This is a genomic window from Lacunimicrobium album (assembly GCF_052161635.1).
Lineage (GTDB): Bacteria > Planctomycetota > Planctomycetia > Planctomycetales > Planctomycetaceae > SXPC01.
Genome location: NZ_CP197413.1, coordinates 4,587,750 through 4,600,332, shown reverse-complemented (window position 1 = coordinate 4,600,332; position 12,583 = coordinate 4,587,750). Strand labels below are relative to the sequence as shown.

At 55.2% G+C, this 12,583-nt stretch carries 11 protein-coding genes; 8 read left to right on the top strand and 3 right to left on the bottom strand.

Translation table 11 applies throughout. The features are described 5' to 3' along the window. Positions 1 to 54: 54 nt before the first annotated feature. Positions 55 to 1,434: a pentapeptide repeat-containing protein gene (locus SH248x_RS18495; RefSeq protein WP_459555794.1), complete on the top strand. Its 1,380-nt coding sequence runs from the start codon at positions 55 to 57 to the stop codon at positions 1,432 to 1,434. 58 nt (positions 1,435 to 1,492) lie between these two features. Beyond that, positions 1,493 to 2,689 carry a hypothetical protein gene (locus tag SH248x_RS18490; RefSeq protein WP_459555793.1) on the top strand — a complete coding sequence of 399 codons (1,197 nt, stop codon included), beginning with the start codon at positions 1,493 to 1,495 and terminating at the stop codon, positions 2,687 to 2,689. Between the two features lie 76 nt (positions 2,690 to 2,765). Here the strand turns inward: SH248x_RS18490 and SH248x_RS18485 are convergent, their stop codons facing one another. Next, positions 2,766 to 3,536: a hypothetical protein gene (locus SH248x_RS18485; protein WP_459555792.1), complete on the bottom strand. Its 771-nt coding sequence runs from the start codon at positions 3,534 to 3,536 to the stop codon at positions 2,766 to 2,768. 238 nt (positions 3,537 to 3,774) lie between these two features. After that, a complete protein-coding gene (locus tag SH248x_RS18480; RefSeq protein ID WP_459555791.1) occupies positions 3,775 to 4,722 on the bottom strand; it encodes an alpha/beta fold hydrolase in 948 nt (315 codons plus the stop codon). A gap of 226 nt (positions 4,723 to 4,948) precedes the next feature. Here SH248x_RS18480 and SH248x_RS18475 point away from each other — a divergent pair, with 226 nt between their 5' ends. After that, the gene (locus tag SH248x_RS18475) at positions 4,949 to 5,245 is read left to right on the top strand and encodes a hypothetical protein (RefSeq protein WP_459555790.1); all 297 of its coding nucleotides are present in this window, start codon (positions 4,949 to 4,951) and stop codon (positions 5,243 to 5,245) included. Positions 5,246 to 5,655: 410 nt separating this feature from the next. Beyond that, entirely contained in the window at positions 5,656 to 6,315 is a 660-nt protein-coding gene (locus SH248x_RS18470) for a LuxR C-terminal-related transcriptional regulator (RefSeq protein WP_459555789.1), read from the top strand. Positions 6,316 to 6,428: 113 nt separating this feature from the next. Here SH248x_RS18470 and SH248x_RS18465 read toward each other — a convergent pair whose 3' ends face one another. After that, the gene (locus SH248x_RS18465) at positions 6,429 to 7,646 is read right to left on the bottom strand and encodes a GNAT family N-acetyltransferase (protein WP_459555788.1); all 1,218 of its coding nucleotides are present in this window, start codon (positions 7,644 to 7,646) and stop codon (positions 6,429 to 6,431) included. A 229-nt stretch (positions 7,647 to 7,875) separates the two neighbouring features. Here SH248x_RS18465 and SH248x_RS18460 point away from each other — a divergent pair, with 229 nt between their 5' ends. From SH248x_RS18460 to SH248x_RS18445, 4 genes are all read left to right on the top strand, one after another. After that, entirely contained in the window at positions 7,876 to 8,388 is a 513-nt protein-coding gene (locus SH248x_RS18460) for a pyridoxamine 5'-phosphate oxidase family protein (RefSeq protein WP_459555787.1), read from the top strand. A 36-nt stretch (positions 8,389 to 8,424) separates the two neighbouring features. Then, positions 8,425 to 8,931, top strand: coding sequence for a M50 family metallopeptidase (locus SH248x_RS18455; RefSeq protein WP_459555785.1), 507 nt, complete (start codon positions 8,425 to 8,427; stop codon positions 8,929 to 8,931). A gap of 228 nt (positions 8,932 to 9,159) precedes the next feature. After that, on the top strand, positions 9,160 to 10,857 hold the full coding sequence (locus tag SH248x_RS18450) for a GspE/PulE family protein (RefSeq protein WP_459555784.1): 1,698 nt from the start codon (positions 9,160 to 9,162) through the stop codon (positions 10,855 to 10,857). Positions 10,858 to 11,381: 524 nt separating this feature from the next. Continuing rightward, positions 11,382 to 12,509 (top strand): type IV pilus twitching motility protein PilT, encoded by a 1,128-nt coding sequence (locus SH248x_RS18445; protein WP_459555783.1) that lies wholly within the window; start codon positions 11,382 to 11,384, stop codon positions 12,507 to 12,509. Positions 12,510 to 12,583 lie beyond the last annotated feature (74 nt).

Sequence of the window (12,583 nt, the reverse complement as noted above, 5' to 3'; positions counted from 1 at the left end):
ACGATTTTGCGTTTGATGGCAATCTCGTGTCTGAATACTCACCGGAATTTTCCCATGTCGACAGAAATCGAAGCAACCATCCCTCGCGAAACAACCCTCACCGCGATCACGCGCGATGAACTCGTCGCCCGGTACGCTGCGGGAGAACGTAAGTTTCCTCACAGCGATCTCAGCAGCGTTGATCTGCATAACCTCGATCTCAATGGGATCGACCTGAGCGGGTCCTGCCTGCGCAAGACCAAGCTGTTCAATACGAACCTCGAAAAAGCGATCCTCAACGACTGCGATCTGTCGAACGTGTTTCTCTCAGCGACAAAGCTGAGCGGTGTGATGGCGCGTCGTGCGAACTTTCAGAGCTGCCGAGCTGATAAGGTGGTCTGGAAAGACATTGAGTTCGATAAGTGTCGCTTCGACCACGCCGTCTTTACGTCGAGCCAGTTGACCGGGATCAGCTTTCGGACAGCAGGAATGCTGAACGTCGATTTCTCGAACGCGAAGCTGGAAGACATTCGCTTCTTCGGGGCCTTCCTGAATGGATCGACCTGGAACAAGGCAGAGCTGTCTCACTGCCGCTTCAACAATGCCCGACTGGAGTCAGCGGACTTCACCTCCACTGTCATCAGCAATGGGAAGTTCGAAGCGGCTTTGGCAAAGGCGTCCAACTGGACCGGCGCCAAGCTGACGCTGTGTGACTTCCCGGACACGCATCTGCAAAGCGCCAACTTCACACAGATGACCTTCGATCGCGGTTCCTTCAACGGAGCCGACTTGACAGCCGCCCGGTTTGAAGAAGCGGTCTTCACGAAAGGTCGGTTCCAACGGGCCAACCTGACGCAGGCGAGCTTCGTCAAGGCTCAATTGAACGGGACGCAGCTGCAACAGGCGAGCCTGAACCGGGTCAACCTGAGTGCAGCCGATTTGAAGGGGGTCAACTTCGATGGGGCCGACCTGTCGATGGCGGACGTCATCGATACTCATGTGGATGATGCCACGACATTCGTGACGACGAAGACCATTGGCGTCGACTTCGGAACGAACTGGGCGTTGCGTCAACGGGTGACCGATGCGGCTCACCAATTGACGATCCGGCAGTTCTGCAAGCGTCATCCGATGCTGGGAAATCTGTGGTGGATGTTCCTGGGATGTGGGAAGCGGAATTATCTGTTGGTCTTCTGGGGGATCGCGTTCGTTCTGCTGTTTGCGGGGCTGATGGCGGTCAGTCCCGAATCGTTCAGCTTTGCGAATAAGAACCCGACGTTCCTGGATCACTGCATGAACAGTCTGGCGCTGTTCGTCACGCTGGACTTCGGAGTCGATCGTGGAGTTGACACGTACGGACGATGTGTCATGCTCACGCAGATGCTGCTGAGTTATCTCATGCTGGGCTTCATGGCCAGCTTGTTCTCGAGCATCTTCCCGAAATCGCCTGACTAACGTGGCCCAAACAGCGGCTACTCGATCATTCCCTGATTCGACTCCGAGACCACCTTCCATGCCGCCACTGTCAACGTCGCAACTGGAAGACTACCTGGAGAAGAATCAGGTTGATCTCGCGACGATGACGCTGGAAGAATTTCGCGTCTGGTTGTCTTATAGCCTCGAAGACGCCTCTCGTCAGGAAATGTTTCGACAGCGATTAGTCATCCGCGACCTGCTTCACCGCAATCGTCGCGCGATGACTTATCGCATGAATCGGCTTCGCGCCGCGGAAGAAGCTTATCACGCTGCTCCGGAAGCCGCTGAGATTGATGCCCTCAGGGCTCAACTCGAAAACCTCGACAAAGCTGTGGCCGGTTTAGCGGCTGCGGTCGCGAGAAACGATGCGTCGGCAGAGAAACTCGCCGAGTTTCAACAGCGACAGCAGGCTGCGACCTCTCGCTATGAAACGCTGATGAAGGCCAGCGTCGCTGCGAAGAAACTCGCGGCTGCGAGATCGTCTTACGAAAAATTCCGGCGGGACATCGGCCTCGAAGAAGCAGAAGTTGCTTTGGAACGCTTTGGCAAAGAACGAGGCCTGCAGTCGAGCAGTTCTGGCGACCGTTACGAAGAAGTCTCGCGACGGGAGACCATCGAGTTCATTGTCCCCGTGGTTTCGAAGACGCCGACGTCCTGCGAAGTTCTCAACGGCGCGACCCTCGGCTGTGCCCGCGGCGAACTCGATCAGATTGTCGTCACGCGCCGGTCAGGCAGCGATCTCTTTGACGTGCTCGCGATCGTCGAAGCCAAACGCAACATCAACGACATCGCTCATGGCTTTCGCATGCGTCAGGAGAACATGGCCTGGTTCTGCGGCGTGCAAGGGGGATATGACCCGCAACTCTATCGCACTGACCAGTTCCCGGACGGTCATTTCAAAGGGGGCGTCACTCATCAACAAGCCGGGCAGACTTATCGGTTCGACCAGCGTTCATTTGACTTGTTCACACGAACGAACGCCACACAACCACATCTCGAACGCCTCTTCTTCGTCACCGAACCTCGGCGCCTCATCGGCTGCACGGCTGATGAACTCGGGCGAATTCTTTATGTCGCATCGACTGATGTGTCGTTCGAGATCACCAAAGAGAAGTCGGTCAAAGCGTTCTGGAAGCGGGTCAAGGACATTGTCGAACCGATGCAAAGCCTGGACGTGCTGAAGCTGTACCTGGCATCGGGGCAGGCGGGGAATATTTTGTTCGCCAAGAAATGAGCAGGGGAAACAAAAAAACCGCAGCTCGAATGGCTTCGAGCTGCGGTGTCCTGAATTCGGTTTCAGGGTATCGAGATCAGCGGCGTCCAAAGAGATCGGAGGGGCTGGTAAGGCGTGGAACGGCGGGACGAGGAGCAGATGGGTGAGGAGTCGTGAAACGAGGATCGTACTTGTTGTTGTCCCAGTTGCGATCGTTCCAGTGGTTGTTGTGGTCTGGTCGGCGATCAGGGAAGCGACCGCCGGGGTTGTTGGTTTGAATTGGGAATGGGTAAGGCTGGATACGGATCGGCCCCGAGGGGTTTGAAATGTGTCCAGGTTTATTAGGAACCGTCCATGAACCTGGCAGGGCTTGTTTGCGTGGGATGCGGTCAAACATCGCACGGCAGCCAGGTTTTTCCGATTCAAGTCGGAACTGGGCGGAGAATTGTCTTGTCGCTGTTGGGGCAAAAGCTGGTCCTGCGATCGGAGTGAACGTGACCCAGGCGTAGGTCAAACCAACACCCGGACGGTAAAACTCGACGGCAGCATCGCGATTGGGACCAACAGCGGCTTTGGCTTGTTCCATGACAGCCATCGACGTCAGGTTGAAGACGCGATAGCCATCGTCGCTCATTCGAAGAAGAACATCTCCCGGTTGAAGACGACCCACTGCCGAGTAACCGGGGATCAAACCCGTCACTTCCAGTCCGTAGCCGTCGGCCTGAGCGTAAACGCCCAGCAGCATCCCGGAAGTGACATTGGAATAGGGATCGTTGTGATAGTGATTGTGACTATAGCCAGCTGCCTGAGCGCGACCGACACCCAAGGCCATCACGACAACAAGAAAAGGGATTATGGAAGGTTTCATGGCAGCAACTCGATCTGAGGGAATGTTTTCTGGAGAACCAGTTGAATGAACTCGTTCAACCGGTGATGACATTCCCTAACGCAGTTGCAGTGCCGTTCACGGTGCGGTGACTTCGATTCGTCCGCAAAGAATTACTGAGTAAGCATTTATCACAAGTTATCATCAAAACATGAGCGCGAGCAGCGCCGTCACAATGAGCAATTCAAGTGTCGCGACGACACCACTTCGATGTCAGTTTTCAGCTTTCGTCGAAGCGCCCCGTCTTCAGAAAGCGAGCTGTTGCTTCGAGCGGAGTCGAATCGTAGATCAGGAACGCGTGCATCATGCGAATGACCATGACGTCCTTGGCACCGTCCAGCACAGCACTTTTCAGACTGACGGTGCCGTCGTCGTCACCGGGTACGCGACTGGAGATGCCAAACGGATTTCCCATCGCGCCTGCGATGATGCCAAATTCGATCTTCGGGACTCCGAGCTTCTCCACATACGAATCCGGGCCGGTGAGAAGTTGTGGTCCGACTGGACCGACCATTTCTGGAATGAGCGGGGCATCCTGCAACTGATCGGCGAGTTCGGCTCCATGGTTGGGAGTTCCCAGCATGACGAGGCGTTTGACGCGAGGATCAAGCGGCTCGGCTGACAGAGCTGCCCGGCTGACAAGTCCTCCTAAGCTATGGGCCACGACATGAATCGGGTTGTCGCTGGCCTGTGTTGCGATGACCTCACGTAATCCCTGGGCTGCGGTGTCGATGTCGACCAGGGTACTCGGGTAGTTGAAGCAGACGACTCGGTAGCCGTTCTTCTCCAAGGAGTTCGCGAAATGCTCCATGCCGAGGCTGCTTCTGCCGAGTCCGTGCAGCAGGATGACGGTTTCGCGAGCGGCATCGTCTTTTGAAAGTTGCGGATTGACGGCTGCGAGTCTGGCAAGGCAGTCCTCGTGCGTGCCAGCGGCTTCGACGCGATAGAACTCGTCGATCAGGCGAAACTGGTCGTTGCGAACGTCTTTCTGGATTCGCCAGCCGGCTTGTTCACGGAGGTCGAGCCAATGCTGGAGAACTCCAATGGTCTTGGCCCGCGCCAGGACCCGGGATTGCCGGTAGCGCTCTGCATTCAGTGTCTCACCTTCACTGGCCTGCGAAATACGACAGAAACAGGCCAGGGCAAACAGTAACCAGACAATTCGCATCAAGTCATTTCCTGCTGGGATTCGTTGCAGGGATTATACGCATTACGACGCCAGAGCCAACGGCAGTCTTCAGAACTGGACGGTTCGGTACGCGAGGTGCGTCTGGGTGTTTTGTGGTCTGAAAAACAGGCGAAAACCGGGCGTTTTGTTGAGTTTTCACCTCATTGAGGTCCACATCGACGCGGGAAAGCATCATCACTGGTCACCACTGACCCGGGGGAATCCCATGAGAACGAACATCATCTTCATCTGCCTGTTCGCGTTGGTTGTCAGCCAGACAACCTCAGTCTTCGCTGAGACGTGGGCATTTCGCCGTAGCTATTTCAGCCACATTGCTTCGGCTGCCGATTACGACAATCCAGACCTGCCTCAATCACGGACTCCGTATCGGTTGCCTTACATTCCTGAGACACCGGGCTTTTATGTTCGTGGCGGTTTCCGATTCAACTCCACGATCTTGCGCAATGGAAACAGCACGGATCGAACGTTTCGCAACGAAGGGTTTGTTGAGTTCATTCGCTGATCAGACATCTCGTCGAAACGGCAAGTACCTAGTGGGTAAAATCCAGAATATTGAAAAAAGAGTAGTTTCACCGTATGCCCGATTTTAAGCCTGTGCGAATTAGCACTTTTGGTCGCACACCAAATGATTTGCGCCATTAACTTCCACTGTAAGTTGCTTACAGCAAATGCCTTACAAATACAGCAGTTTGCACATGTGCGCGTAAAAATTGAAAGACATCACTACTAGTACGCACACTATTGGACAAGCATCTCATGCTCGCTGAGAGAGCACTGCTGCCCCTGTCAAAGCCACGACATGTGTACCGATGCGTGCGAATAATTCTAGCAAGTCTGATGCGTTCGTGCGCCGATAGCCAACATGTCGGGATACGCCGATCCTCATATTGCTTCTTGTTTTAGGGCCGTTTTATGTCCGCAGATTTTCGTCTCTACGTCTGCGACCGAAATCTTTCGGTCGCGCAGTCTTTTGCTTACGCGATTCAAGCCAACACAACATTCCGCGTCGCTGGGACAGAAAGCGATGGCCAACATCTCGTCGACCAGTTGAAGACGCATCCTTGTGATCTACTCATCTCTGATATCAACCTTGGGTCGATCGATCTCTTTGCTGCCACCGAGCAGCTGCGAGCCCAGGGGATTCAGCCGAAGATCGTTGTCTTGACGGATACCCATGCCGACCACCATCTGGCTCAGTCCGTCCGGATGGGATACGACGGGTATCTGCTCAAAACCGATCCACTCGCCACTATTCTGGACAACCTGCGCCGGATTGCCAGAAATCGATCTGTCTATCCTCACGAAGGGGAAAACAAGGTCTACTTCTTCGATGCCAAGCATGACCGCTATAAGCTTCGCCCGAGCCGACGCTGGATGGATCTTTCCATGCGTCAGGTGGAAGTTCTGAAACAACTGGCGATCGGACACAGCGTCAAGGAAATTGCCAAGACCATGCATCTGTCGCCGAAGTCGGTCGACAGCCACAAGTATCGCATCATGCACAAACTGAATATCCATGACCGCGTTGAGCTGGCGAGATTTGCGATCCGTCACCAGCTCATCGAGCCATAAGGCATTTGTGCTGCTTGAAGATTTCCTTGCATCGATCCCAAAACCGGTAAGAGCCAGCCTAAAGACAATTCGAATCAGCCTGGTCAGTCCTCCACGACCACCTTGATCACTGCTTAAAAGATATGAGGACACCAGGGCTGCCGATGCCAACGGAACAGACGATCGGCTGCGATGACGGACTTTTCATCGCCGTGCAATAAACCGCTTCTCCAGAGCTCATAGGCGGAGACACCGCCGAGATAGAGCGCACCAATTTCTCGAGGCGTCATGCGGATCTGCGCGTCGCGTGATGTTGACTGGCATTCTGCGACTCCCGATTCATCGACGCTCAACAGGAATCGCCCGGTGTTCCATGGGCATTGATCATCCTGACATTCGATGACGAGTTGACCCGACGACGAGTAACGACGTGCCGCAAGCGCTGCAGGCAGATCGACTGGCCGCAGCCAGAGTGAATCCTGCTGCGAGAGTTCCCAGCGTCTGGCTTCGATCGTGCGTGGAATGACAATCGAATCGACGGGCTGATTCCAATAGGAGATGAGCACCGTCAGATCGATGTTCAACAGGTAATCCCAGAGCGCGAGCTCTGCCTGATCATTGACGGCGATCGTCTCGACCAGATGCAGCTCGAGTGAACCGTACCCATTGGGCAGGCGGTGATAGTAAATGGCATACGCTTCAGGTTGGCCAGCCCGGCTCAAGACGGCATGACGAAACGGCGTGGCGCCTTGTCGGCCCTGTGGCGGGTCTGCGAGGATGCGGAACTCCCACCAGTTGGCAGTTCTGGAAAGCATGCCGGGGATGCGAGGTCGTGCGCGATCATAGATCCCCGGCAGAACCTCCCGGGCTTGCGCGGTGTTGATCATCTCGATCGAAACGTCGGGGTTCGATGGAAGGTTCAGCCTGGCGAACGGCTTGAGGACCCTGGCTGTGTGATGGTAGGACGCGACACCATATCCATAGCGCGGATAGATATGCCCTTCCGAAGCCCACAGCCCCGCCATCAGATCGCCACGCTCGCGGGCTTCTTCGAAGTGAGAGGTCATGAGCTGAGTGAGGATACCACGTCGCCTGTGTGTCGGCGCGACGGTGACCTGCGAAACCCCTGAGAGGGGGATGACGTTTCCGGGGACCGTCAGTTCGATCGGATAGGCATTGAACGTCGCGACGACTTTGCCGTCGTCGACCGCTCCCCGCATGCGCGCGACATCCATGACTTTTCGGGATCGCGGACGTTGAGCTTCGCTGATTTCGATGCCGAAGGCGAGCTCCATGACATCCAGATAGGCATCGACTTCATCGTCTTGGATCGGGCGAAATTCTAAACTCATGGGGCGGTCTCCTGAACGCGTGGAAGACTTAGCCGACACGATCATCGGCTGAAGGTTCGTCAGGTAGTGTGATCACGATTCGGTATTCGGGCAAGTTTCGCTCGCGAGAGAAGCGGACTGTTGTCTCAGCGGGCAGATCGGCTGTGGTTTCCAACGATTCCACCTGTTGGCATAGCGTTCGCAGCGTGAAGTTACTTCTAGCTTTACTCCCGAGAGAAAGGAACGCGCTATGTCGACTCAAACGATCAAAGAGTTTCAGAAGTTTCACGATGTCATGGAAAAATTCGATTCCGCGATGCTGGTCAGCAGGACGCTCGATGGCGAGTTGAGATCACGACCGATGGTCATCGCGAAAGTCGAGAACGATTGCCGGCTCTGGTTCATCACCAACCTGTACTCGGGCAAGGTGGAAGAATTTCTGGAAGATCCACACGTCAACGTCGCGCTGCAGAATGGGAGTCAGTATGTGTCACTGAGCGGTGAAGCGACGATTGACCGCAACCGTGCGAAGCTGGATGAGTTCTGGAATGAGTCGTGGAAGACCTGGTTCCCGGGCGGGAAAGATGACCCTGAGCTGGCGCTGATCGGCGTTGAACCGGATCAGGGACAGTACTGGGATAACAGCGGGACCAGCGGGATGAAGTATCTTTATGAAGCCAGCAAGGCGTATTTCAGTGGCACGAAGCCGGAAATCGACGAAGATATCCATGGAAGTGTCGATTTCCGCGAACCTCTGAATTAATTGCGATTGAGACGCTACTCCCAAGGATGCGTCTCCATGTTGCGCTGGTGTTTAAAAAATCCCATCCAGGCGGTCTTGATCGTCTGGATGTTTTTTTATGCCATGATGGGCGTGCACGAATTGGGGCATATCCTCGCGGCGTGGGCGACGGGCGGGACGGTTCAAACCGTTGTCTGGACTCCGTGGTCGATTTCACGGACCGATGTTGATCCGAATCCTTCTCCGCTGGTCGTGGCTGCGGCGGGGCCATTTATTGGCGCACTTCTGCCGTTGCTTCTCGATGCGGTGTGTGCGTGCTGGAACGTAAGCTTACGCCTTTTCCTCGGGAGTTTTGCGGCGTTCTGTCTGCTTGCTAATGGTCTTTATATCGGGATTGGATCGTTTGATGGCGTTGGGGACTGCCGAGACTTGTTAGCGAGTGGGGCGGAGATTTGGCATTTGTGGTGTTTTGGCGGGCTTTGCACGGCAGGGGGAATCTGGCGTTTGCATCGAGTCGATCTTGCCTGGCTGCAGCAAATGCAGAGCCGACCTGAGGAGGCGTGATTTCGGCGCTATAATCTGCGCGGGTTGTGTAAATACGGCGGGCGAATACAGGTCGACTCTTGTCATTCTTGGCTTCTCGGACGAAACTATCCGTATCACGTCACTACTGCGCGAATCGTGCGCCCGCGCTTTCGTATCGCGTTCTACGCTGGTTCGTTTGCGCCGATCCGAGACGATCAACGTCTATAAGCAACGTCTTCAAGCAACGCCTTTCAAGATGGGAACAGCATGGCTTACACCTGGTTGGATCGACTTGTCGATGAGGGAGTCATTACCGCGGATCAGCTCGCGGAAGCAGAAGACGTTGCCAAAAACTCCCGAGGCCAGATCGAGCAGGCGCTTTTGCGACTGGGCTACGTCGACCAGGCCACGATCGCCAAATACCAGGCGCGCGAATTTGGTTATGAGTTCATCGATCTGGATGAAGTCGAAATCCCGACTTACATCATCGATCAGGTGCCCGAATCGGTGGCCCGCGAGAACTCGGTCATTCCGCTGGAAACTCAAGGGGAATCACTCGTTGTGGCGGTCCATGACCCGATGAATTTCGAGGTTCTCGAAAAGCTGCGGTTCATTTTGAATAAAGACATCAAGGTCGCGATGGCGTCCAAGGAGTCGATCGTTAATGCAATCAACCGTCACTATGGGCAAAACGAGTCCGAGTCGGTCGATTCGATGATCTCGGAGTTCACCGAAACCCAGATCGACTTCACCGAGTCGGAACTTTCGGAAGCCGAAGCCGAGGCGGATGCGGACGATTCGTCACCCGTTGTACGCCTGGTCAACCTGGTCATCAGTGAAGCAGTGAAGCTGCGAGCCAGCGATATTCACATTGAGCCCTTTGAAGACCGGGTACGGATTCGGTACCGGATTGACGGTGCCCTTGTTGAGCGCGACAGCCCGCCGCGTCGATTGCTGGCTCCGCTGGTTTCGCGGATCAAGGTTATGGGCGGAATTGACATCGCTGAGAAGCGTCGGCCGCAGGACGGTCGAGTGAAAACACGCATCGGAGGAAAGGAATTTGACCTGCGAGTCAGTATCCTGCCAACGAACCACGGCCAGGCGATCGTCATGCGGATTCTAGATCGTGACAACATTAAGATCGGGATTCGAAACCTCGGCTTCAGTGAGGAAAATTACAAGCGGTTCCAGACCATCATCCGCCGTCCGAACGGAATCTTTCTGGTGACAGGCCCAACGGGATCGGGAAAAACGACGACACTCTACTCGGCACTCGGCGAAATGAACCGACCTGATCGGAAGATCATCACCGCAGAAGACCCGATCGAGTACACCCTGCCAGGGATCAATCAGTGCGAAGTGCGTCACAAGATCGGGCTGAACTTCTCGCGGATTATTCGGGCGATGCTTCGCCAGGCTCCGAATATCATTCTGGTCGGAGAAATTCGTGATACCGAGACGGCGGACATGGCAATTCAAGCTTCTTTAACTGGACACTTAGTTTTCAGTACTCTTCACACGAATGACGCGCCCGGTGCTGTGACACGATTGATCGACATGGGTGTTCAGCCGTTCCTGGTCGCTTCGTCGATTATGGCGGTACTGGCCCAGCGTCTGGTGCGGGTTGTCTGCCCGAAATGCAAGTATCCTTACGAGCCCGATCCCTCTGAAATTGCTGAGTTTATGCTCACAGAAACGCAGCTGGAAACGGCTCAGACGCACCGCGGGAAGGGTTGCAATCACTGTCAGCACACAGGGTATCGTGGACGTAAAGCCTGTCACGAGCTGATGGTTATGAATTCCACCATCCGCGAAATGGCCTTCAACAGCGAGCCGACTCAGAACATCCGCCGGCAGGCGCGCCTGTTCGGGATGAAGACGCTGGTGGAAGATGCCGTCGACAAGGCATTGGCGGGAGTGACCACATTGTCAGAGGCCTACAAGCTGAAGACCGGCGGTCACTAGGCGCACGGGCGACCATATCCGCGCGACGTCGCAGGATGGGAAATCTTCCCGAATCGTTTGCCATTTTGTCTGGAGATGTCTCATAATGAGACGTCAGCCCAACTCACGTCGTGATTCTTCTCTCATAATTTTTCCTCACGACGGGACATGCAGCCTGACTTCGCGGTGCCAAATTCGTTTGCTGGTTATTTCGTTTGCCGGTCACACGTGGTCAACTCGGCCTCGACCACCGTCACACATCACTGATCTCACATCTATTGAATTCGACCAACACCAGGAACACTTCACCAGGGCGTCATAGGAACTCGAGTTTCTTCCGGGCACATTTCATTCGTCTTGTTCGATTTTTCACTGGATCTGCTTGTGCACGAGCGATGCGTTCGTGACATGGGACAGGCGTTGATCTCCAGTGAAAACATTTCCTGCTGAGTTGTCAGCGGAAGTGATTCCGAGCAGGGTTCCTCTCGCGGCGCGTTCTGGCTTGTCGACCGACTTCTTCGTTCGTCACCTTGGAAAGATCTCGCATGGCCTTTGTGCAAATCGACAAACTTCTCGAGACCGTGGTCAAAGAGAAAGTCAGCGACCTTCACATCACCACCGGACAACCTCCTGTCGTCCGGATGGGCGGGCGGATGGTTCGTCTGGAGACCAAGTCCCTGGAAGCAGAAGATACCGTCGCGCTGATGAAGTCGATCACGCCTGAGCGGAATCAACAAGAGCTTCAGGAGATGGGCGGAACAGACTTCGGGTTCGCCTTCGGCGATAAGGCCCGCTTCCGTGTGGCTGTGTTCAAACAACGCGGCCACATCGGGATGGTCTTAAGACGGATTCCCAACGAGTTCCTTACATTCGAGCAACTCGGTTTGCCTCCGGTTTGTCAGGAACTTCTGCACCGTCCACGGGGCCTGTTCCTGGTGACGGGGCCAACGGGTTCGGGCAAGACGACGTCGCTGGCGTCGATGATGAACTTCATCAACGACACGATGGACCACCACGTCATTACGCTCGAAGACCCGATCGAGTATTACCACAAGCACAAGAAGTCGACCTTCAACCAGCGCGAAATCGGCGTCGATGTGCCGGACTTCCCGGAAGCCCTTCGTCGTGCTCTGCGTATGGACCCAGACGTCATTCTCGTGGGGGAAATGCGGGACCTGGCGACGATTTCAGCGGCGATTACCGCGGCGGAAACGGGTCACGTGGTGTTCGGAACGCTGCACACCACCGGTGCCCAGGGGACCGTTGACCGTATTATCGACGTGTTTCCCACCAGCCAGCAGGACCAGATCCGAACCCAGCTGGCGAATGCGATCATCGGCATCCTGTCGCAGGCCCTTCTCCCCAAGAAACCCAAGGGGCTGGTGGCTGCCTATGAGATGCTGGTCGTGACGCCTGCCATCGCGAACCTGATTCGCGAAGCCAAGACATTCCGTATTAACTCGATGATTCAGACCGGACGTAAGTTCGGGATGCAGCTTCTCGATGATGCCCTCTTCAATCTCTGGAAGAACGGGCTCTGCGAGGAGAAAGATGTCATGTTCAAGTCCAACAATCCGGGCGAACTGAAGGCGAAGATTGCAGCCGCCAAACGTGGTCTCCTGGATGAAGAAGAGGAAGAAGACGACGAGGAGGAGGAAGAGGACGACGAATAAGAAATGTTGCTCCCTCGCGGAGCGGCGTCGGTCGGAAGTCGTCAAGACAACATCCTGGTGTGTGGCTCGCGTTT